21 protein-coding genes are annotated in these 20,126 nt (G+C 63.1%); 9 read left to right on the forward strand and 12 right to left on the reverse strand.

Going from position 1 to position 20,126, the window contains the following annotated elements; translation table 11 throughout:
- Window positions 1-45: 45 nt before the first annotated feature.
- The 7 genes from GO999_RS14945 to GO999_RS14975 all read right to left on the reverse strand — a co-directional run bounded on the left by GO999_RS14945 (window position 46) and on the right by GO999_RS14975 (window position 6,356).
- Window positions 46-315 (reverse strand): HPr family phosphocarrier protein, encoded by a 270-nt coding sequence (locus GO999_RS14945; protein WP_011000311.1) that lies wholly within the window; start codon window positions 313-315, stop codon window positions 46-48.
- Window positions 284-739 carry a PTS sugar transporter subunit IIA gene (locus tag GO999_RS14950; protein ID WP_016724234.1) on the reverse strand — a complete coding sequence of 152 codons (456 nt, stop codon included), beginning with the start codon at window positions 737-739 and terminating at the stop codon, window positions 284-286. The genes GO999_RS14945 and GO999_RS14950 overlap by 32 nt, the downstream gene beginning before the upstream one ends.
- Before the next feature lie 110 nt (window positions 740-849).
- Window positions 850-1,824 (reverse strand): glutathione synthase, encoded by a 975-nt coding sequence (gene gshB / locus GO999_RS14955; RefSeq protein WP_011000309.1) that lies wholly within the window; start codon window positions 1,822-1,824, stop codon window positions 850-852.
- Window positions 1,825-1,852: 28 nt separating this feature from the next.
- A complete protein-coding gene (gshA, locus tag GO999_RS14960) occupies window positions 1,853-3,148 on the reverse strand; it encodes a glutamate--cysteine ligase (protein WP_016724233.1) in 1,296 nt (431 codons plus the stop codon).
- A gap of 432 nt (window positions 3,149-3,580) precedes the next feature.
- Window positions 3,581-5,131: an ammonium transporter gene (locus GO999_RS14965; protein WP_020831101.1), complete on the reverse strand. Its 1,551-nt coding sequence runs from the start codon at window positions 5,129-5,131 to the stop codon at window positions 3,581-3,583.
- Window positions 5,132-5,163: 32 nt separating this feature from the next.
- A complete protein-coding gene (locus GO999_RS14970) occupies window positions 5,164-5,502 on the reverse strand; it encodes a P-II family nitrogen regulator (RefSeq protein WP_011000306.1) in 339 nt (112 codons plus the stop codon).
- Window positions 5,503-5,549: 47 nt separating this feature from the next.
- Window positions 5,550-6,356, reverse strand: a complete 807-nt coding sequence (locus GO999_RS14975) for a TorF family putative porin (RefSeq protein ID WP_011000305.1) — start codon at window positions 6,354-6,356, stop codon at window positions 5,550-5,552.
- A 550-nt stretch (window positions 6,357-6,906) separates the two neighbouring features.
- On the opposite strand from GO999_RS14975, the gene GO999_RS14980 reads away from it, so the two are divergent.
- The 5 genes from GO999_RS14980 to GO999_RS15000 all read left to right on the forward strand — a co-directional run bounded on the left by GO999_RS14980 (window position 6,907) and on the right by GO999_RS15000 (window position 11,864).
- On the forward strand, window positions 6,907-7,170 hold the full coding sequence (locus GO999_RS14980; protein WP_011000304.1) for an accessory factor UbiK family protein: 264 nt from the start codon (window positions 6,907-6,909) through the stop codon (window positions 7,168-7,170).
- A gap of 279 nt (window positions 7,171-7,449) precedes the next feature.
- The gene (locus GO999_RS14985) at window positions 7,450-7,965 is read left to right on the forward strand and encodes a hypothetical protein (RefSeq protein WP_011000303.1); all 516 of its coding nucleotides are present in this window, start codon (window positions 7,450-7,452) and stop codon (window positions 7,963-7,965) included.
- Window positions 7,966-8,174: 209 nt separating this feature from the next.
- Entirely contained in the window at window positions 8,175-9,707 is a 1,533-nt protein-coding gene (locus GO999_RS14990) for a YifB family Mg chelatase-like AAA ATPase (protein ID WP_011000302.1), read from the forward strand.
- Window positions 9,708-9,850: 143 nt separating this feature from the next.
- Window positions 9,851-11,341, forward strand: coding sequence for a tyrosinase family protein (locus GO999_RS14995; RefSeq protein ID WP_011000301.1), 1,491 nt, complete (start codon window positions 9,851-9,853; stop codon window positions 11,339-11,341).
- A gap of 46 nt (window positions 11,342-11,387) precedes the next feature.
- Window positions 11,388-11,864: a hypothetical protein gene (locus tag GO999_RS15000; RefSeq protein WP_028860143.1), complete on the forward strand. Its 477-nt coding sequence runs from the start codon at window positions 11,388-11,390 to the stop codon at window positions 11,862-11,864.
- Between the two features lie 141 nt (window positions 11,865-12,005).
- Here the strand turns inward: GO999_RS15000 and GO999_RS15005 are convergent, their stop codons facing one another.
- The gene (locus GO999_RS15005; protein WP_020371576.1) at window positions 12,006-12,566 is read right to left on the reverse strand and encodes a hypothetical protein; all 561 of its coding nucleotides are present in this window, start codon (window positions 12,564-12,566) and stop codon (window positions 12,006-12,008) included.
- A 99-nt stretch (window positions 12,567-12,665) separates the two neighbouring features.
- Between GO999_RS15005 and GO999_RS15010 the strand changes: the two genes are divergently transcribed.
- Together GO999_RS15010 and GO999_RS15015 are read left to right on the forward strand one after the other, a co-directional pair.
- Window positions 12,666-13,181 carry an O-acetyl-ADP-ribose deacetylase gene (locus tag GO999_RS15010; RefSeq protein WP_011000298.1) on the forward strand — a complete coding sequence of 172 codons (516 nt, stop codon included), beginning with the start codon at window positions 12,666-12,668 and terminating at the stop codon, window positions 13,179-13,181.
- 103 nt (window positions 13,182-13,284) lie between these two features.
- A complete protein-coding gene (locus GO999_RS15015) occupies window positions 13,285-13,836 on the forward strand; it encodes a TlpA disulfide reductase family protein (RefSeq protein ID WP_029240201.1) in 552 nt (183 codons plus the stop codon).
- A gap of 188 nt (window positions 13,837-14,024) precedes the next feature.
- Here the strand turns inward: GO999_RS15015 and relB are convergent, their stop codons facing one another.
- On the reverse strand, window positions 14,025-14,270 hold the full coding sequence (gene relB / locus GO999_RS15020; RefSeq protein ID WP_211906345.1) for a type II toxin-antitoxin system RelB family anti-toxin: 246 nt from the start codon (window positions 14,268-14,270) through the stop codon (window positions 14,025-14,027).
- 214 nt (window positions 14,271-14,484) lie between these two features.
- Here relB and GO999_RS15025 point away from each other — a divergent pair, with 214 nt between their 5' ends.
- Window positions 14,485-15,000, forward strand: coding sequence for an HAD domain-containing protein (locus GO999_RS15025; RefSeq protein WP_211906346.1), 516 nt, complete (start codon window positions 14,485-14,487; stop codon window positions 14,998-15,000).
- A 1,266-nt stretch (window positions 15,001-16,266) separates the two neighbouring features.
- Here GO999_RS15025 and GO999_RS15030 read toward each other — a convergent pair.
- The gene (locus GO999_RS15030; protein WP_211906347.1) at window positions 16,267-17,004 is read right to left on the reverse strand and encodes a DUF2971 domain-containing protein; all 738 of its coding nucleotides are present in this window, start codon (window positions 17,002-17,004) and stop codon (window positions 16,267-16,269) included.
- Window positions 17,005-17,027: 23 nt separating this feature from the next.
- Here GO999_RS15030 and GO999_RS15035 point away from each other — a divergent pair, with 23 nt between their 5' ends.
- On the forward strand, window positions 17,028-17,324 hold the full coding sequence (locus tag GO999_RS15035; RefSeq protein WP_211906348.1) for a hypothetical protein: 297 nt from the start codon (window positions 17,028-17,030) through the stop codon (window positions 17,322-17,324).
- Here GO999_RS15035 and GO999_RS15040 read toward each other — a convergent pair.
- Both GO999_RS15040 and GO999_RS15045 read right to left on the reverse strand, forming a co-directional pair.
- Window positions 17,314-18,087: a hypothetical protein gene (locus tag GO999_RS15040; protein WP_211906349.1), complete on the reverse strand. Its 774-nt coding sequence runs from the start codon at window positions 18,085-18,087 to the stop codon at window positions 17,314-17,316. The two genes, GO999_RS15035 and GO999_RS15040, sit on opposite strands and share 11 nt — an antisense overlap.
- 110 nt (window positions 18,088-18,197) lie before the next feature.
- Window positions 18,198-20,066: an ATP-dependent nuclease gene (locus GO999_RS15045; RefSeq protein ID WP_211906350.1), complete on the reverse strand. Its 1,869-nt coding sequence runs from the start codon at window positions 20,064-20,066 to the stop codon at window positions 18,198-18,200.
- Window positions 20,067-20,126: the final 60 nt, after the last annotated feature.

The raw sequence follows: 20,126 nt of genomic DNA on the forward strand, positions 1-20,126 counted from the left end.
CGGCGTGAGGGACGTTGAAAAGAGGAGCGAGCGTCGAGGCGCGCGTTACTCGCCTTCGCCGAAGCGGTCGCCGATCAGGGCGACCAGGCCATCCATGGCCGCCTGCTCGTCCGGGCCTTCGATCTCCAGCGTGACGGTGGAGCCGATGCCCGCAGCCAGCATCATCACGCCCATGATGCTCTTGGCATCGACCTGGCGGCCGTTGCGCGACATCTTGATCTGGCTGTCGAACTTGCTGGCGAGCTGCGTGAGTTTGGCGGAGGCGCGGGCATGCAGCCCGAGCTTATTGATGATGGTGATATCCCTCTGCAGCATATTTGTCCGGATGGTTGGCAACCTGGTTCTGAACGGCGGTCGAGCCGACCTGCAGCACGCCTTGCGAGCCGCCGGCCAGGGCCTTGGCGGCAAGCTGATCCAGCTTCTCGGCGCGATAGCAGATGGCACGCACCAGCATCGGCAGATTGACGCCGGCCAGCACGCGCACCCGTCCCGGGTCGGCCAGGCGCGAGGCGATGTTGGCGGGCGTCGCGCCGAAGATGTCGGTGAGCACCAGCGCGCCGTTGTCCTCGATCAGTTCGTCGAGTTTGGCGCGCGCCTGGGCGAGCACGCCGGCCGGCTCCGCATCGGGCAGGACGTCGATCGCCGCCAGCCGCTCCGGCTGGCCGCAATACACGTGCGCGGCGCAATCGCGCAATGCGCTGGCCAGCGGCGCATGGGCGATGATCAGAATCCCTGCCATGATCGAAAAGCGAATCGGTGTGAGACCGATTGTATCAGGGCCGTTTATGGCCATTGTGCGCTGATGCGGCCCGCCTCCCTCCGGTGGGGGATGACCGCGCGCGGGGTCCGCTAGGCCAGCTTGCGCCCCAGTCCGCCGCTCGCCTTGCCGGCCGCGCGCTCCAGGGCATCGATGAACATGCCGGCGACGTTGAAGCCGGTCTGCTGGGTGATCTCCTGGAAGCAGGTCGGGCTGGTGACGTTGACTTCGGTCAGGTAGTCGCCGATGACGTCCAGGCCGACCAGCAGCAGGCCACGCTGCCACAGCACCGGCGCCAGTGCATGCGCAATCACCTGATCCCGCTCGGACAGCAGTTGCGCCCGGCCCGTGCCGCCCGCCGCCAGGTTGCCGCGCACTTCGCCGGCCATCGGGACACGCGCCAGCGCGTGCGGCACCGGGGAACCGCCGATCAGCAGGATGCGCTTGTCGCCATCGCGGATCGCCGGGATGTACTGCTGGGCCATGACCGTGCGCGTGCCGTTGTGGGTCAGCGTCTCGATCACCGAGCCGAGGTTCATGCCGTCCGCGCCGACCCGGAAGATGCCGGCCCCGCCCATGCCGTCCAGCGGCTTGAAGATGACATCGCCCTGCTCGGCGTGGAATTCGCGCAGGCGCTTGGCGTCGCGCGTGACGATGGTCGGTGCGGTGAACTCGCGGAACTGCGCGATCGCCAGCTTCTCGGAGTGGTCGCGGATCGCCTGCGGCTTGTTGAACACGCGCGCGCCCTGCCGCTCGGCGATCTCCAGCAGCCAGGTGCTGGTGACGTATTCCATGTCGAACGGCGGGTCCTTGCGCATCAGCACGGCGTCGAAGCCGGTCAGCGGCAGCAGGCGCGGGTCGCCGGAGCGGTACCAGTCGTGCTCGTCGCCGGTCAGGGCAAGGGGCGTGGCGACCGTCTCGACCACATTGCCCGACAGCGTCAGCTGCGACTGCTGGCAGGTATAGATGGCATAGCCGCGCGCCGCCGCCTCGCGCATCATCGCGAAGGTGGAATCCTTGTAAATCTTGAATGTTGACAGCGGATCGACGATGAAGAGGATGCGCATGGCGGCTCCAGGGACCGTATTACAGGAATCAGATCAGCGGGTTCGGGTCGGTCTTCTCGAGTTCGAGCGACGCGGCCAGCAGCGCCAGGCGCGCCACCACGCCGTACATGTAGAAGCGGTTCGGCTCGCCGGCGCCCGGCTTGGCGTGGCTGTCCGGCAGCGAATTCGACGCGAACGGCAGCGGCACGAAATGCATGCCCGGCGCGTTCAGATTCTCGTCGATGCCGCGGCCGGTGTGTACCCGGTAGAACCCGCCGACCACATAGCGATCGATCATGTAGACGACCGGCTCGGCCACCGCCTCGTTGATCTTCTCGAAGGTGTGCACGCCTTCCTGCACGATCACCTCGGAGACCTCGAGGCCCTCCTTGACCACGCTCATCTTGTTGCGCTCCTTCCGGTTCAGGCCCCGGACCTCGGACGGATCGCGCACGGTCATAATGCCCATGCCATAGGTGCCGGCATCGGCCTTGACCACCGCATAGGGTGTCTCGTGGATGCCGTATTCCTTGTATTTCTTGGCGGTCTTCTTGAGCACGGTCTCGACGGCGTGGGCGAGCTCGTCCTCGCCGGTGCGCTCGTGGAAGTCGATGCCGTTGCACTTGGCGAAGTACGGGTTGACCATCCACGGGTCGATGTCGATCAGCTTGGCGAACTTCTTGGCCACCTCGTCGTAGGCGGCAAAGTGGTTCGATTTGCGCCGCTGCGACCAGCCCGCATGGAGCGGCGGCAGCAGATATTGCTCGTTGATGTTCTCCAGGATGGGCGGCACGCCCGCGGACAGGTCGTTGTTCAGCAGGATCGAGCACGGATCGAAGTCGTCCATGCCCAGCCGGCGATCCTTGGTGCCGATGCGCTTGATCGGCTCGACCAGCAGGCGCTGGCCGTCGGGCAGGTCGATCGGCGTGGGTTCCTTGACGTCTTCGGACAGCGAGCCCAGGCGCACATTCAGCCCGGCCTGGCGCATGATCTGCGACAGCCGCGCCACGTTCTGCAGATAGAACATGTTGCGCGTATGGCGCTCGGGGATCAGCAGCAGGTTCTTGGCATCCGGGCAGATCTTCTCAATCGCGGCCATCGCGGCCTGCACAGCCAGCGGCAGCATCTCGGGCGCGAGGTTGTTGAAGCCGCCGGGGAACAGGTTGGTGTCGACCGGCGCCAGCTTGAAGCCGGCGTTGCGCAGGTCGACCGAGCAGTAGAACGGCGGCGTATGTTCCTGCCACTCCAGGCGGAACCAGCGTTCGATCGCGGGCGTCGCATCGAGAATCTTCTGCTCGAGCTCCAACAGCGGCCCTTTCAACGCGGTGATCAGGTGCGGAACCATACCCTTCCTATTGATGTAATTTATCGCCCGCTCCGATTGTAGAGGAATGGGCAATTGCTTGCAGACGGCGGAGGTCTATCGATATGCGGCCGGCTGGCCGTTCTGCAAGGGGAAAGGATGACGGCGTCACATGATGTGACACCTGGGTACCGCGAAGCCGGGTTATGCTCGGGCAAACGCAGCAAAAAAAAAAGCGCGGGGCTGCCGCGCTTGGGGAATAGCCTGACAGATACGGGGAGCGTTCTGCAGGTGGAGGAAACCACGTCTGCAATGTAAGCGTCCGCATAACCGCTGGCAATTGAAGCTTTTTAACATCGGAGTTAAGGTGTCCGGCCCCGATCGGCCCGCCCGTCCGCGCTCCCCCGGTTGAAGCGCGGCGACAAAAAACCCGGCACAAGGCCGGGTCCTTTGCGGTAACGCTGTGGAAAACGCTCAGTCTTCGTAAGCGGTTTCGCCGTGGGACGTGATGTCCAGACCTTCGCGCTCCTCTTCTTCCGGCACGCGCAGACCGATGATCGCGTCCACGATCTTGTAGGCAACGAAAGCCACCACGGCAGACCACACGATGGTGGTCAGCACGCCCTGCAGCTGAATCCACAGCTGGCCGCCGATCGAGTAGCCGTCGGCCACCTTGTTGGCGACATAGTCGTAGATGCCGGTGCCGCCCAGGCTCGGCGAGGCGAACACGCCGGTCAGCAGCGCGCCCATGATGCCGCCCACGCCGTGCACGCCGAACACGTCCAGCGTGTCGTCCATGCCCAGCATGCGCTTGAGGCCGTTGACGCCCCACAGGCACAGCACGCCGGCGAGGATGCCCATCGCGATGGCGCCCATCGGGCCGACGAAGCCGGCTGCCGGGGTGATCGCCACCAAGCCGGCGACGGCGCCCGACGCGGCACCCAGCATCGACGGCTTGCTCTTGCCGATCCACTCGCCGAAGCTCCACGACAACACGGCGGCGGCGGTGGCGAGCAGCGTGTTGACGAAGGCCAGCGCGGCGCTGCCGTTGGCTTCCAGGGCCGAACCGGCGTTGAAGCCGAACCAGCCGAACCACAGCAGCGAGGCACCGACCATGGTCAGCGTCAGGCTATGCGGCTTGAGCGCTTCGCGGCCGAAGCCGATCCGCTTGCCGAACAGGAAGGCACCCACCAGGCCCGCCACGGCGGCGTTGATGTGCACCACGGTGCCGCCGGCGAAGTCCAGCGCGCCCTTCTGGAACAGCCAGCCGCCCTTGGCCGTCATCACTTCGGCCGCCTTGGCGTCGGTGAAGCCGTCCGGCCCCGGCCAGAACCAGACCATGTGGGCGATCGGCAGGTAGGCAAAGGTGAACCACAGCACCACGAAGACCAGCACGGCCGAGAACTTGGCGCGCTCGGCGAAGGCACCGATGATCAGCGCGCAGGTGATCGCGGCAAATGCGCCCTGGAAGGCGAAGTACGCATACTCCGGCACTACCACGCCCTTGCTGAACGTAGCGGCAACCGAATCCGGCGTCAGGCCCTTCAGGAACAGCCGGTCGAGCCCGCCGAAGAAGGCATTGCCCTCGGTGAAGGCGATGCTGTAGCCGTAGATGGCCCACAGGATCATGATGAGCGAGAAGATGCCGGTACATTGCATCAGGACCGACAGCATGTTCTTCTTGCGCACCAGGCCGCCGTAGAACAGCGCCAGGCCCGGCAGCGTCATCAGGATCACGAAGGCTGTCGAAACCAGCAGCCACGCCGTGTCGCCCTTGTTGGGCACCGGCGTGGCAGCCGCCGGCGCCGATGCGGCCGCGGGTGCGGCGGCGGCCGGAGCGGCAGCAGCAGCCGATGCCGCGGCCGGCTCGGAAGCCGCGGCGGCAGCGGCGGGGGCCGATGCCTCGGCGGCCGGAGCGGATGCGGCCGGTTTGTCCTGAGCCGTGGCCGGCGAGGACATCACGGCGCCGGCAAGCGCCACGGCGACGGCCCCCGCCGTCAGAAATCGAGTGAACCAGGTTTTCATGTTTGTTGACCTCTTCCTTGGCTGGTTGGCGCTTACAGGGCGTCGCCGCCGGTCTCGCCGGTTCGAATGCGGATGACCTGCTCGACGTCGGTCACGAAGATCTTGCCATCGCCGATCTTGCCGGTGCGCGCGGATTTCTCGATCGCCTCGACGGCGCGCTCGAGCACGTCGTCGGGTACGGCCACTTCGATCTTCACTTTAGGCAGGAAGTCGACGATGTACTCGGCGCCGCGGTACAGCTCCGTGTGGCCCTTCTGGCGCCCAAAGCCCTTGACCTCGGTCACCGTGATACCCGACACGCCCACCTGGGACAATGCCTCGCGGACCTCGTCGAGCTTGAAAGGCTTGATGATGGCCATGATGAGTTTCATGCTGGATTCCTCCTCGGATAGCAGCGCGGGGGCGCCGCCTCGAATCGTTATTGGAAAGTCTTGGTGACCGATAGCAACGCGGTCGCCTTACCCATGTAGTTGCCGTGCGAGTTGGTATAGGCCAAGCGCGAGGCGTTGGTGTCGATGTACGCGAGCGATGCCGTCCAGCCGCTGCCGAAGTCCTTCGTCACGCCGATCTTCCAGTCGGCGTACGAAGCGCGCGGGTTCTGGTGCTTCACGTCCTGGTAGCCGACGTGCAGGTTCAGCGTCAGGCCCCAGAAGCCGGTGTCGAAGTTGCCCGACAGGTCGAAGTACTGGCTGTGGTGCGAATCGGCAAAGCCGAACAGGTTCGAGAACGCGTGCGAGTACTTGAAGGTAACGGGGCCGTAGCCGATCTGCGCGTAGCCTTCGGTGGTGTGCGGGCGCGTGAAGCCCTCGGGATAGCTGCCCGGGTAGTAGTACTGCAGCACGCCCACGTCGATCGGCACATTCTTGACGATCTCGGTCTTGTAGCCGCCGTAGAAATCCATCTCGATCGGCGCCGAAACGCTCGAGTTGGCGTCGCTCAGCCAGCTGATCGACGAGTTCCAGTTGCCCACATAGAAGCCCTCGGGCAGCAGGCCGGCAGGGATCGCATAGTCGAAGCCGCCCTGGATCGCCGGCTTGTTGTTGGACTGCATGATCCCGCGATAGCGGTACTGGCTGGCCAGCGTGACATTGGCCGTCAGCGCGGGCGCCGGAGCGGCGGCCGGCGCTTCGGCGGCAGGCGTGGTCTGGGCGAATGCGCTTTGTCCCACACCGGCAGCGGCACCGGTCAGCAGCAACAGGCCTGCTGCGTAAGCGAACTTCTTCATGACGACTCTCCCCCTTTAGAAAGGCGCAAATGGAACGTGAAGAACAGAAAAAAATCGGCGAGGGTTCTGCAACTGTCATGCCATGTCCATATATTCGCGCTAGGCGCTCTCCTCGGGTCCGGAACGGCCGAGCCCGGCAAGGCCGCTCCTTCGTCAATACACGGAAAATGGGGACGGACTGCTTCGAGAGAGGCCGGCACCCCGCCATCGGTTATTCCTGGCGGCTTTGTCAACGATGCCGTACGTGCGCATGGGCGTGCCGGAAGCGCTGTGATAGAGTGAATTGCATCCTGCGCGCCCTCTGACGCACGCGGCGCAACGTGCGGCAAGACCCAACCTGACCCTGTTTTTTCCACGCCGCCATTGCCGCATCGCAGCGAGCACCGGCCGTGTTTTCGTGTCGTTGCGTGCTACAGTCGCCGCTTTTCCGCAATCCGGCACCGAAAGCACGCAACCGCAGGCGCGGCGCGCACCATGGCATGGCAATTCCATCGCACAATTTAGGTGCATGCACCGGTTTGGCGCGGAAAGCCGACCCTCGGAGACTCTCATGAAACCCACCGATCTCTTTACCGACTTCCAGAACCGCGTGTCCGAGGCGCTGCGCAATTCGCCGGCCGCCGACATCGAGAAGAACGTCCGCGCGATGATGGCACAGGGCTTTTCGAAGCTCGACCTGGTCACCCGTGAGGAATTCGACGTCCAGTCCCAGGTGCTGGCCCGTACGCGCGCCCGGCTGGAAGAGCTGGAAACCCGCGTGGCCCAGCTCGAAGCGCAGTTGAAGACGAGCGAACCGGCTGCCACCGACCGCTGACCGTGGCCGCCCGCCGAGTTGCCGCACGCCGTGCCGGCCACCGCACCCGTGCTGCGGCGCACAGCGAAAACCGCCTTGTTCGGCTGGCGGAACTGATCTAGAACTCCGTTACGGGCCGCTGGCAAAACCCGGTAGGCGGTCAGGCCCGACACGAACTTGCGTGCGCCCGATCCGGGCCACGCGCAGGTACGGACAACGCAGCCGGGCGGGTTTTGCCAGCGGCTCTCTGGCGGCTCGCTGCCTGACGTAGGCCGCGAGCGATGCCATGGGAGAACGATCATGCGACATCGCCTCTACTTTCTGCTGCCGGACGTGGCGAGCGCCCGGCGCGTCATGAATGACCTTCTGCTGGCGCGCATCACCGAGCGCCATATCCACTTCGTCGCGCGCGAGGGCGCCGACCTCACCGGCCTGCACGAGGCCAACCTGCTGCAGACCTCCGACATCGTCCATGCCACGCAGAACGGCCTGGTGATCGGCGGCGGCGCAGGCATCATCGCCGGGGTGGTGGCGGCACTGTTCCCGGTGATCGGCGAAGGGCCCCAGTGGGGCATGATTGGCATCACGACCGTGCTGGGCGCGCTGTTCGGCGCGTGGGCATCGAGCATGATCGGCAGCTCGGTCCCGAACAGCCGGCTCAAACCGTTCAAGAAAGCGGTGGAGGAAGAGGGGCAGCTCCTGCTGATGGTCGATGTGCCGCGCTCGCGCGTGAGCGAGCTCCGCGCGCTGCTGCAGAAGACGCATCCGGAAGGCCATTTCAGCGGCGAAGAAGGCGCCATGCCGGCCTTCCCCTGAGCCGGCCTGTTGACTGGAACAGCCGGGGCCTGCGCCCCGGCTTTTTTGTTGTCCGGCGCCGCGCACTCAATCGTCAAATTTGAATACGTGATGCCGGCCCACCGGGAACGGCTGGCACAGTGACGGTTCGCTACCGTTGCACGCCGCTGCCCGATGCCTTTGTCCACCGCTGTTCGCCGTCCCCCTGCCTGCCGCGAGAGGGACACCCGATGAGTCTTGCCGTCCTGCGTTCACGGGCGCTGGCCGGCATCGACGCGCCGGCGGTATCGGTGGAGGTGCACCTGGCCAACGGACTGCCCTCCTTCACCATCGTCGGTCTGCCAGACACGGAGGTGAAGGAAAGCAAGGACCGCGTGCGCGCGGCCATCCAGAACAGCCGCTTCGAGTTTCCCGCGCGGCGCATCACCGTCAACCTGGCGCCGGCCGATCTGCCGAAAGAGTCGGGCCGCTTCGACCTGCCGATCGCCCTGGGCATCCTCGCCGCCAGCCGGCAGATTCCGCACACGCACCTGGACGCGCACGAGTTTGCGGGAGAGCTGTCGCTGTCGGGCGACCTGCGGCCGATCCGTGGCGCGCTGGCCATGGCATATGCGCTGTCGCGCCAGCCGGGGCCGCCCGATGGCGATGCGCCGCGCCCTCGCGCCTTTGTCCTGCCCACCGAGAATGCCGCCGAGGCGGCGCTGGTCAGCGGCACCCGGGTGCTGCCGGCGCACACGCTGAGCGAGGTCTGCGACCATCTGTCCACGCCCGACCGCAAGCTGGCGAGCGCCGTGCCCGCCCCAATCGGCGCCAGCGTCCACTATCCCGACCTGGCCGACGTACGCGGCCAGCCGCAGGCGCGCCGCGCCCTGGAAGTGGCAGCGGCCGGTGGCCACTCGATGCTGATGATCGGTCCGCCCGGCACCGGCAAGTCCATGCTGGCCCAGCGCTTTCCCGGCTTGCTGCCCGACATGAGCGACGACGAGGCGCTCTCCGCCGCCGCGGTGATGAGCCTGACCACGCGCGGTTTCGATGCGCAGCGCTGGAAGGTGCGTCCGTTCCGCGCGCCGCACCACACGGCGTCGGCGGTGGCGATGGTGGGAGGCGGCAACACGCCGCGGCCGGGCGAGATTTCGCTGGCGCATCAGGGCGTACTGTTCCTCGATGAATTGCCCGAATTCGAGCGCCGCGTGCTGGAGGTCCTGCGGGAGCCGCTGGAAACCGGCCACATCACCATCTCCCGCGCGGCGCACCAGACGGATTTCCCCGCCAGTTTCCAACTGATCGCGGCCATGAATCCGTGCCCGTGCGGCTATCGCGGGCATCCATTGCGCGCGTGCCGGTGCACGCCGGACCAGGTGGATCGCTATCAGGCCCGCCTCTCCGGCCCGCTGCTCGATCGCATCGACGTGCAGATCGAGGTGCCGACGCCATCGCAGGAGGAATTGCTCGATGGCCCGCCCGGCGAGCCGACCGCCGCCGTGGCCGCGCGCGTGGCGGCGGCGCATGCACGGCAACGGGCGCGCCAGGGCAAACGCAACGCACTGCTGGCCGGGCACGAGATCGATCTGCATTGCACGCGCACCGACGCTGCCGACAGCCTGCTGCGCCAGGCGATGACGCGCTTCTCGTGGTCGGCCCGCGCCTATGCGCGCGTGCTCAAGCTCGCCCGCACCATCGCCGACCTGGCGGGCGACGCGGCTGTCGATACGGCGCACGTTGGCGAAGCCATCCAATACCGGCGCGGCGTGAAAGCAGACTGACGCGCCGGGGAGCCCGCTTGCGGTCGGACATTTCTTTTCTAAATTGAAGTGCCCGCTGCACATTGCAGGGGCGGGCATCCGGGCGGCCAGCCTTCCTGCACCGCCCCATCACAACACCAAGAAATCCATCCAGGAGAAATGCAATGGTCGTGCGTAGAACGGTGCTGAAGGCAATCGCCGGGACAAGTGTCGCCACGGTATTCGCGGGCAAGCTGACCGGCCTCTCCGCTGTTGCGGCCGATGCCGCCCCGCTGCGCGTGCGGCGCAACCTGCATGGCATGAAGATGGACGACCCGGACCTGTCGGCCTATCGCGAGTTCGTCGGCATCATGAAAGGCAAGGACCAGACGCAGGCGCTGAGCTGGCTCGGCTTTGCCAACCAGCACGGTACGCTCAACGGCGGCTACAAGTACTGCCCGCACGGCGACTGGTACTTCCTGCCCTGGCACCGCGGCTTCGTGCTGATGTACGAGCGCGCCGTGGCCGCGCTCACCGGCTACAAGACCTTCGCCATGCCGTACTGGAACTGGACCGAAGACCGCCTGCTGCCCGAAGCCTTCACCGCCAAGACCTACAACGGCAAGACGAACCCGCTCTACGTGCCCAACCGGAATGAGCTGACCGGCCCCTACGCGCTCACCGACGCCATCGTCGGCCAGAAGGAGGTCATGGACAAGATCTATGCCGAAACCAACTTCGAAGTCTTCGGCACCAGCCGTTCGGTCGACCGCTCGGTCCGGCCGCCGCTGGTACAGAACAGCCTCGACCCCAAATGGGTGCCGATGGGAGGCGGCAACCAGGGCATCCTGGAGCGCACGCCGCACAACACCGTCCACAACAACATCGGCGCCTTCATGCCCACCGCCGCCTCGCCGCGCGACCCGGTGTTCATGATGCACCACGGCAATATCGACCGGGTATGGGCCACCTGGAACGCGCTGGGCCGCAAGAACTCGACCGACCCGCTGTGGCTGGGCATGAAGTTCCCCAACAACTACATCGATCCGCAGGGCCGGTACTACACGCAAGGCGTGAGCGATCTGCTGAGCACCGAGGCGCTGGGCTACCGCTATGACGTCATGCCGCGCGCCGACAACAAGGTGGTGAACAACGCCCGTGCCGAGCATCTGCTGGCCCTGTTCAAGACCGGCGACAGCGTCAAGCTGGCCGATCATATCCGGCTGCGCAGCGTGCTGAAGGGGGAACATCCGGTTGCCACGGCGGTCGAACCGCTCAACAGCGCCGTCCAGTTCGAGGCCGGCACCGTGACGGGTGCCCTGGGTGCCGATGTTGGTACCGGCAGTACCACCGAAGTCGTGGCCCTGATCAAGAACATCAGGATCCCCTACAACGTGATCAGCATCCGGGTCTTCGTCAACCTGCCGAACGCCAACCTCGATGTGCCGGAAACCGACCCGCACTTCGTCACCTCGCTCAGCTTCCTGACGCATGCGGCGGGACACGACCACCATGCCCTGCCGTCGACCATGGTGAACCTGACCGACACGCTGAAGGCGCTCAACATCAGGGACGACAACTTTTCGATCAACCTGGTGGCCGTACCCCAACCCGGCGTTGCCGTGGAGAGCAGCGGCGGCGTGACGCCCGAATCGATCGAGGTCGCCGTCATTTGATTGATGGATTGCCCAGGCGCGCGGCCTCGCCGCGCGCCATGCGAGGATGCCGATGTTCCATACCGCCCGCCGATGGTTCTTCCTGGCACTCTTTGCCGCGCCGCCCGCCGCATGGGCGGCAGGTGACATGTCCTCGCTCCCGCCCTTGCATACGCTGACATCGGAACAGCCCATCGTGGTCTGCCGGCAGTTTCCTGCCGAACAGATCGAGCGGCTCAAGGCCGGCGACAAGCAGCTCGTGCTCGTCGTCGAACATTACCAGCCGCCGCGCAACGCCAGTGCCGGCCTGTACGTCACCACCCCCAACCGCGCCGGCCGGAGTGCCGCGACCGCGCGGATCGGGATCTACCCCGACCAGCCTTCAGCCAACGCGCAGCAACGCTTCCTGCTGCACCCGAGCGAATATGCCGGCGCCGTCCAGACCGACCGCGTCTGCCTCAGTGTCGGCTTCTACCGCGAAACCGAGCTCCCGCGCGGCGGCAAGGCCAGCGTCGGCCTCGACCTCGCCGATACGCCGCGCTGATTGTCTTCGCGCCGCTGGCCTGGCGAGACCGGTTCGGCTGCGGTCCCGCACGATGCCGTCCGCCGCTTCACGAACAACGGCGCGGCACGCCGATGCTCGTCAGCATGCGCCGGAGAGCCGGCCCAGCTTGCGCAGCGCGCATCAGTACGGGTGGAAGCTGGCGAGAAACTGATCCACCTGCTCCTGCTGGCGGGTGTCGCGCGCGGCCTCTCCCGATTCCAGCACGACGGCCTGGTAGGCATGCCGGCCGGCAGCGACGATGCGAGCGGTCAGCCGGCGCGGCGCCGGATCGTCCCCACCCGTGCCCTGTGCCACCAGCTCCACGGCCGGCAGCGATACCGGCGGCTGTGCCGCGCTCTTGACGGCGATGTCGCGGGTGGCGACGTGGCCGCGCAGATTGCCGGCGAGCCCGGCACGCAGCGCGGCAACCGCGTTCTGGCGCCAGATCGGATCGTCCGCGGGCAGTTCCACCACGCCCACGGCAAACAGCGTTCCGTCGATGCTGGCAGCCTGCATCGTCATCGGCAGCCGCTGGCCGGCGATGATGACAGGGCGGGCCTCGGCGGTGGGCTTGCCCGGGTAGTCGACGCTGTAGCCGCCCTCGGCGGACTGCACCGTACGCCAGTCGTACCTGGGTGAACAGGCCAGCAACAGCGCACATGCCGACGCGCCCAGGGCACCGCTCCACCATCGCCTCGCCATGACCGCCACATCGCCTCCCGCGCGGGTTCAACCGGTTCGCAAGCGGACTATTATCGGACAGAGTCCATGTAACCGGCCGGTCCGTGACCGGAAAGCGCCATGCCGATCCCTACCGTCACCCTGCGCGCGCTGCGCGCCGACATCACCACCCTGGCGTGCGACGCCATCGTCAACGCAGCCAACAGTGCCCTGCTGGGCGGCGGGGGCGTGGACGGCGCCATCCACCGCGCCGCCGGACCGGAGCTGCTCGAGGCCTGCCGTGCCCTGCACGGCTGCCGCACCGGCCAGGCCAAGATCACACCGGGCTTCCTGCTGCCCGCGCGCTACATCATCCATACGGTCGGCCCCATCTGGCGCGGCGGCCGGCAGGACGAAGCGGCCCTGCTGGCGGCCTGTTATCGCAACAGCCTCGCGCTTGCCAAGCAGCATGACGTGCGCACCATCGCCTTTCCGTGCATCAGCACGGGCGTCTACGGCTTTCCGCCGCAGTTGGCCGCGCCGATCGCCGTGCGCACGGTGCGGGAGCACGGCGCCGACCTAGACGACATCGTGTTCTGCTGCTTCTCCGCGGCCGACCTTGCGCTCTACGAGACGGCGCTGAACGAGGCGAGGTAACTCCGGCATCTCAATGGACGAAACGCCGCAGCCGATCGGCGGCATCGGCTCGACCGGCCTACAATGGTGCCTTTCCCACCTTGATTCGCGGAGCGTTGCCGACATGGCCTCGTCCCTGACCTCCTCTCCGGACACCCCGCCCGCCGTCGGCGCGCGCCGCTGGCTGCTGCCGGTGATCGTGCTGGTGCTGGCCGCCGCCGGCTGGTTCGGCTGGCGCGCGTTCTCGCCGTCGCAGCAGGTGCCGGCCGCCAGCTTTACGCTGCTCGACGGGCAGAAGCTGTCCACGCGAGACCTTAAGGGCAAGGTTTACCTGGTGAACTTCTGGGCGACCAGCTGCGCCACGTGCGTCAAGGAAATGCCCAACATGATCCAGACCTACAACAAGTTCAAGGGCCAGGGCCTGGAGTTCGTCGCGGTGGCGATGCGCTATGACCCGCCGATGTACGTGATGAACTACAGCCAGACGCGCCAGCTGCCCTTCAAGGTGGCGATGGACGCCGATGGTGCCGCGGCCCGCGCCTTCGGCGACGTGCAGCTCACGCCCACCACCTTCCTGGTCGACCGCGATGGCCGCATCCTCAAGCGCTACGTGGGCGAGCCGGAGTGGGCCGCGTTCGAGACGCTGCTGCGGGACACGCTCGCCAAGCAGGCCTGACAGCCAGGCCAGCCCCCCGCCGAACGGCATTATGACGGAGTTACCCTTTGACTTTTCTGGGCGTACAGCTTAGGCCCAGCGCAGGCTCGCGAGGCCGCTCCATCCAACAGGAGCGGCCATTTTTTTTTGGCTTTCTGGGGTTGCGGTTGCCAAGACAGAGTGTTCTTGGCGCGGCGAGAGGTGACTTATTACCGGACAGCGTCCGGATGCCTTTGAGCCATTAGTTCGGTTCGGCTCAGGAGTTCGGAAGCGGGGCAGCCAAGGGCATCCGCAATTGAGAAAAGGGAATCGAGGGCAATTTTGCTCTGGCCACGCTCGACCAGCGAGACAAAATTTCGGTGAAGGTCCGCCATCTCGGCTAGCCGTTCCTGCGAAAGGCCCTTCGCGAGCCTCGCTTCTCGAACAACCTGCCCAAACGCGGTGATGCGGTCCATCCAATCCCCAAGCCCAAAGACGTGCGGGGAGTTTCACGGCAGCCACGGCAACAAGCCACACAACATATTGTGCAAAAAGGTCGTCTGCCTTACTATGCACAATATATTGTTCTTTTGTGGCGCGGGCAGAAGTAGAACAGCTCAGACGCGTCAACTCCGGCACAAGCCGTACCCCCTCCCTTTACAACTTCCGGCTTTCAAGCCGCGTTGCACGATGTCTCCTGTCTTCTTCTTGGACTACGACGGCTGTCTGCATCCCGATAACGTCCGTTGCGTGAAAGGTGCCCCTTTGCTGCTGTCGGGTGGTCACCAACTGTTCGAGCATGTCCAGCTCCTTGTTGACTTGCTCGAGCCGTACTCCGAAGTGCGGATTGTGCTGTCGACCCTCTGGGCACGGGTTTTCGGTCTGGATGAAGCCAAAAGCTACCTGCCTGCCACGCTGCAAGAGCGAGTCGTCGGCACAACGTACGAGTTCTGCACTGACATTTACGAGTGGAACGAACTCAGCCGATTCGACCAAATCGTGAGGTACGTGAACGGCAAGGGCATCCAGTCCTGGTTGGCCCTCGACGACAACAATCACTGCTGGCCCGAGTCATTCGAGAACCGACTGGTTTGCCCCAATCGACACCTCGGCCTCGGAGAATGCCGCGTCCAAGAAGAGTTTGCCACCAAGCTTGCCCAACTGAATCGCGAGGTCCAACAGCTTCGTCAGCTCAACGCGGCTTAGAACCGAGGGTACTTGTGACGATTTGGCGCTCACGGCCTGTCGCTGACGTTCCGGAAGTAGTGCTGGTCAACTGGCGAGTCATGGAGACGGGCGACGGTAGCCGGCACTTTGTCGGTGTTCGCCCTGACCGTGGAACCGGGCGCGTCAGCTCTGTCGTTGTCGAGCTTGATATGCCTGCTCGCGTTGGTTCAACGCGCTCCGGACGGAGATACCTGCTCGAGGGCGACCCTGGCCCGGATACAGAAGGTGATGGTGATTACGTTTGGGCAGCTTGGTGCTACGTCAATCGCATAGCTGCGTATCGGGACATTACGCACGAAGTCCTTGCAGGCTCACAGTAGTCACGTATCGAAATGGCGCTAGAAATCAATTGTTGGGGCTATACCGCCTGGTGCTCGCAGAGTCCCCGTGGCCACAAGGTTTCCGGCTACGTCGACGGCTGCGAGGTTCATGTCATCTCGGACATGCCGGGCTCTGCAGAAGAACAATTTTGTGGAGCAGCCCGCCGTGCCTGGGTCCGTCGCAAGCTGAGAACTCTCCGAGGCTTGCCTGCGCGGGAGTCCCAGCCTATTAGCTCCGCAGACACATATCACGAAGTCTCGCTCACGCGGATGCTCTTGGTGTTCGCCGGCGCCTTGCTGCGAGCGGCGGTGCGACATTGGCGCTGACGCTGCCAGGTAACACACGATTTTCCGAAGAAAAACCGGGAGGAGTAGATGAAGCACTTGATGTTGGCCGCTTTGGTTGCCGCTCTTAGCGCTGGTTGTGCCGTTACACCGAATGTTGGCAAGATGTCCGTCCCCACGGCAGCAGTCACGCAATCCAAACAGCCCGCATTCCTTCCGACGCCCCCAAGCATTGGCAGCAACAGAAACCAATGTTTCGTTCATCCCCAGAAAGGCTATGAGGGCATATTGATATCGGGTGGCACAAATACTCAAGGGCAGTTCTACTCGTGCGCACCCGGTGCGACGCTACAGATTAGACCCGCCTCGCCCGACTTCAATTCGCAGCTCGCCTCCTACGTGTGCGATGCGACTAAACCCATTACCCAAACCATGGTGCTGGATGGAACGTATTTGCGGGTGACCTGCGTCTTCCGCGACGGCGGAATTCCTCCGTACGTCCAAGGTGTTCGTGTGCAGGTCGTTCGATGAGGCGATTGGCGATGGCGGCGGGAACCTATCGCGGTGGAGCGGACGGTGGCTGACCACCTACACGGGAAGCGTTGGGGATAAGAGCAGCCTTATTGCTCATCTCACGCTACTACTTCCTATGACGCCGCCCCCACAGCGCAGCATCCCTTTGCTCAAACATGTAGTCGAGGTCGCCTATCTCCCGAATACCGAATCCATATTTCCATGCATTTGTCCGACATACAAACTCCCGGATGTGTGCCGCATCCGTTCGCTCAAGGAACTTGCTCGTATCGACCCGACTGTCGTGACCGTGAATGATTGCCGTAACGGACTTCAAATCCAGAGGTACGCTAATTGCCTCTTCATGTCCGAGAAATCGAATTGGGCCCTCCATCGTTGAAGGCGGCGTGATAAAGCATCGCCACTCTCTTTCGTACTTCCATTCGCGGTTTTTGGTGGTGAGGGCCTTGATTGGATTTTTGACTGTCGGTCTCCGGCCACTGTACTGCACCTTGGCCGGAGAGTAGGTCCGAAAGAAATCGGCGTTCACGGAGAATTCGAGGACAATTCCCTCGCCATTCGAAGCGTAGTGCGCCCACATGGGCGCTGACGTTGCGGACTCGCTCATGCAGAACACCCCAATGCCACCAAACTCATCTGCGCAAGAACCAACCGGCGTCAAGTCATAGGGGTCATTCAATTGATTGGGCAAACGGAACCATAGTTCTGGAACCGGACTTGAAAGCATTGCGTTCGCGCCTTTAGCGGACAGATACTTGTAGAGTTTCTTGGGTGAGAAAAACATAGGGATATCGACGTTATGTTTTTCTGCTTTCGGTAACTTTCGTGACGACTTGCTATACAAGGTTTCCTAAAAGGAGGAATCCGATGAAGCTCGGCGAAATTTATCGAAGCAGGCTTGAACTGGCCAAACAGTGGGGACTTGCTGCTGAGGCAGCACAGGGTTATGAAGAGAAGCTCCATTGCAGGCAAAATGCGCTACAACTCCAAGAGGATGCCAGCGCCATTGCTCATTGCATAGCGAGCTGGGGCGACCAAGAGGTTGAGCGGCTTGACGTCGACGCCCTTTGGTACGGCGCAGCAGCTATGCCGGGGCAATATCACAATCCGTGGCATCTTGGTCTAAGCATCGTGCAAGAGGAGCTAGCCTCCGTCAGAATTTGATGTTCCATTTTCTGAACAAAGCCAAGACGTGAGTCCTCAGTGCAGCGGATGTCCTGATGTCCTGCTTTTGCTCCCCTCTCCAGACGTGTCCGTCATGAATGAGGTAAGTCCATTCCCGGTAAATGATGGCGTTCGCCTTGGGTTCGACACGAACAAACTTGTCCTCCATGACAGTAAAATCGAACAACACGTAGAACGGCACGCGTTCGCTCATCTCGAGCATAGCAGCGAACGCCTCTTCCTCCGGGAAGTGCGTGTGAATGACTTCAATGGCAACCCACGGCTGATTCACCGACATGTCTAGTCTGAGGGCTTGGCCAAACAAGTCGTGACGGACAATCGCATTCCGGGTGACGATGCGATAAACTTCGTTCCCCCATTTGTAGAACTGTAGGGCGATAGGGTTTTTTACCTCCCAGTTGAACTGGCCATTTGGTCTGTTTACCCAATTGCCAAGCCCTAGCCGCCAAGTTCGGGCGCCTTCGAGTTTGCGAAGTAGTGTTTCGACACGCGCGTCATGAGTGGGGTCTTTCTCGCCCTCAAACACACTCCGTGTTCCTCGCACACCGGTCGCCACGAAATGAGGAGTCGCGCCATCTCGTGCTCGAGGGTGTAAGTCAATTTGGCCAGTTTTATCTGTCAGGTGGTGCTCAGCCGCCAGCGCGCGCTTGGATACGTCGAATAATTCCTCAGCGCGGATTTTTTGCTGAACACCGTTGGCATCAATGTAATATGCCTCAGGATGCTCGAGTTCGGTCGCCATGAGCTCATCCCTTGTTATTCATTGTGGGAATCTCATTATCGGCAGCAAAGTCGTAAGACTTGAGTGACTCGCATGGCGCGGCGTGCGACTGCCCCTTTTTTTGTGCCAACCTATGCTGCTGGAGCCGGCTCGGTGGCTTGGCCGAAGTACACCATATTCATGGCCTCCGTAAACGCCACAGGAAATGCTGCTGTGGTGTGCAGCTCCTCCACCTTCTTCACTGCCGCAAATGGCTTGCTCGTACCCTTGGAGGCGACATAGCCCAATAGCCCCTCCAAATCGTTAGGGCTGATTGCGTGTACAGCGTTCACCGCGCCCGGCGGAAGGGCTGCCGCAATACGCGCATTCTCGGCAAATGCGGCAGGATTGTTTGCGTCCTCGTCGTGCAGAACCCGGTATGGGATGTGGAATGCGTTCAAGACGCGCTGGAAGGCGGTGATATTCTTCTTTCCATCACAGTCCACGAGTGAGACCTCGCGTCGCAAACGCCGATGCCTTTCGAACAGCCCACAAAGGTCAGCAGCACGCTCGAAGGCAGCGATTGCACTAAATTCCTCGAACAGTACGACCTGCTTCGCGAAGAACAGCTCGTTGACTGTAGGGTGAAATCGCGCAACGGTTTGCAGCTTCTCTTTTTCCGCTCGGTCACCAACCGCAGGGAAAAGGTCTTGAGTGACCTGATGACCTGCTGAGTCGCCGTTGGCTTGCTTGGTCAGGCGGACGATGCTCTTATACCTCTCAGCTATATCGAGAAACACCGGCGAGTGCGTGCAACATGCCACTTGCATGCCCTGCTGCGAGGACAGCCTGTAAAGCACGTCCCGCATGAGTCGTTCCATCTGCGGATGCAGGTACAGTTCGGGCTCCTCAACCAGCAGGACCGTGGCTCGGGCAAATCCTTCACCGTTTCCTGCCGGTGGCTCCGTTTGGGCCTCAGCCAGCAATTGCAGCAGCGTCATGACCAACGTTCTTTGTAGACCGTGCCCCTGATGCCCAACTTCCGTCTCAATACCTGCAAGCGGGTCTCGAATTACGAGCGACGTGCTTGGCATTACAAGCTCACGTAGCTCGGGCGGCTCGGTTCTGATGAGTGCCTGACCGCCGATAACGTCGCTAAGCCCTTGATTAATACGTGCTTGCAAGTCGCGTATCTCGTCCGCTTGTCGCTCGGGATGCTGCTCATCTGGCCGAAACAGCTCTAACACCGCGTCAAGCGCTCGCTTCAGGTCCGTCATCTCCTGTCGTTGCGAAAGCTGCCGTTCGACGATGAGATTTACGAGCTTCCCGTAAGTCGAGGCATCTTTCGCATTCGTCTCATCGGACGCCTCATGAACGGCTCGAACAAAGATGACTCGCGGAATGATGGAGTTCGCGTTTGACTTCCAGTTTCCACCTCCTCCTGGGTTTGGTACCCAATCGGGCTCACCAGCAACAACAAGGTCCGGCCTTTGTGCCCGCACTAGCTCTCGAAGAGCCTCACGTGACGCATTGGAGGGACGCGCTCCTCGATTGGCAAGCTGCTGAATCAGCGGCTCGTAATCGGCAGGAAAGGCTCCCCATGCGGTGTCGGGGTCGGGCCATCCGGCGAACGTGTCCGTGGACGAATAGGAGAAAAGTTGCTCCTTCCAACCACCACGTTCAGCATCGTCACCATCACCTCCCGCCTCAAACCAGTACTTCTTCTTGAGCACCCATTCGCCATTCGTCATGCGCCCGCGCACGGCGACCTGCTGCTCTTCGGCCGGCGTAAGTTCGTCGAAATATCCAGTAAGTTCAATTGCGTTCTGTGCATCGGTAAGGTGCCGGCGAAACAGCGACGAATCCTTGATGCCACTACCGCTCAAAAAACACGTAAGCGCTGCCAGCACGCTCGACTTCCCGCAATTGTTCTCGCCAATCAGAACGAGAAGGTCGCTCCATTCGATGCTGGCATGAGCAATGGCCTTGAAATTGCGAATTTCGAAACGGCGGAGTCGCATCTCATCTCCCTTCTTTGCAACCAGCGAATTTCTCTTTGATGGTAATCAGCTGGTATGCGC

It is taken from the genome of Ralstonia nicotianae (assembly GCF_018243235.1).
Lineage (GTDB): Bacteria > Pseudomonadota > Gammaproteobacteria > Burkholderiales > Burkholderiaceae > Ralstonia > Ralstonia nicotianae.

What these genes read in the sequence shown, in the direction of transcription:
- GO999_RS14950 (WP_016724234.1), bottom strand. Translation starts at nt 739, where the DNA reads ATGGCAGGGATTCTGATCATCGCCCATGCGCCGCTGGCCAGCGCATTG.
- GO999_RS15015 (WP_029240201.1), top strand. Translation starts at nt 13,285, where the DNA reads ATGGCCTCGTCCCTGACCTCCTCTCCGGACACCCCGCCCGCCGTCGGC.
- GO999_RS14970 (WP_011000306.1), bottom strand. Translation starts at nt 5,502, where the DNA reads ATGAAACTCATCATGGCCATCATCAAGCCTTTCAAGCTCGACGAGGTC.
- GO999_RS15035 (WP_211906348.1), top strand. Translation starts at nt 17,028, where the DNA reads ATGAAGCTCGGCGAAATTTATCGAAGCAGGCTTGAACTGGCCAAACAG.
- GO999_RS14980 (WP_011000304.1), top strand. Translation starts at nt 6,907, where the DNA reads ATGAAACCCACCGATCTCTTTACCGACTTCCAGAACCGCGTGTCCGAG.
- gshB (WP_011000309.1), bottom strand. Translation starts at nt 1,824, where the DNA reads ATGCGCATCCTCTTCATCGTCGATCCGCTGTCAACATTCAAGATTTAC.
- gshA (WP_016724233.1), bottom strand. Translation starts at nt 3,148, where the DNA reads ATGGTTCCGCACCTGATCACCGCGTTGAAAGGGCCGCTGTTGGAGCTC.
- GO999_RS14965 (WP_020831101.1), bottom strand. Translation starts at nt 5,131, where the DNA reads ATGAAAACCTGGTTCACTCGATTTCTGACGGCGGGGGCCGTCGCCGTG.
- relB (WP_211906345.1), bottom strand. Translation starts at nt 14,270, where the DNA reads ATGGACCGCATCACCGCGTTTGGGCAGGTTGTTCGAGAAGCGAGGCTC.
- GO999_RS15025 (WP_211906346.1), top strand. Translation starts at nt 14,485, where the DNA reads ATGTCTCCTGTCTTCTTCTTGGACTACGACGGCTGTCTGCATCCCGAT.
- GO999_RS15005 (WP_020371576.1), bottom strand. Translation starts at nt 12,566, where the DNA reads ATGGCGAGGCGATGGTGGAGCGGTGCCCTGGGCGCGTCGGCATGTGCG.
- GO999_RS14975 (WP_011000305.1), bottom strand. Translation starts at nt 6,356, where the DNA reads ATGAAGAAGTTCGCTTACGCAGCAGGCCTGTTGCTGCTGACCGGTGCC.
- GO999_RS14985 (WP_011000303.1), top strand. Translation starts at nt 7,450, where the DNA reads ATGCGACATCGCCTCTACTTTCTGCTGCCGGACGTGGCGAGCGCCCGG.
- GO999_RS14995 (WP_011000301.1), top strand. Translation starts at nt 9,851, where the DNA reads ATGGTCGTGCGTAGAACGGTGCTGAAGGCAATCGCCGGGACAAGTGTC.
- GO999_RS15040 (WP_211906349.1), bottom strand. Translation starts at nt 18,087, where the DNA reads ATGGCGACCGAACTCGAGCATCCTGAGGCATATTACATTGATGCCAAC.
- GO999_RS14945 (WP_011000311.1), bottom strand. Translation starts at nt 315, where the DNA reads ATGCTGCAGAGGGATATCACCATCATCAATAAGCTCGGGCTGCATGCC.
- GO999_RS15000 (WP_028860143.1), top strand. Translation starts at nt 11,388, where the DNA reads ATGCCGATGTTCCATACCGCCCGCCGATGGTTCTTCCTGGCACTCTTT.
- GO999_RS15045 (WP_211906350.1), bottom strand. Translation starts at nt 20,066, where the DNA reads ATGCGACTCCGCCGTTTCGAAATTCGCAATTTCAAGGCCATTGCTCAT.
- GO999_RS14990 (WP_011000302.1), top strand. Translation starts at nt 8,175, where the DNA reads ATGAGTCTTGCCGTCCTGCGTTCACGGGCGCTGGCCGGCATCGACGCG.
- GO999_RS15010 (WP_011000298.1), top strand. Translation starts at nt 12,666, where the DNA reads ATGCCGATCCCTACCGTCACCCTGCGCGCGCTGCGCGCCGACATCACC.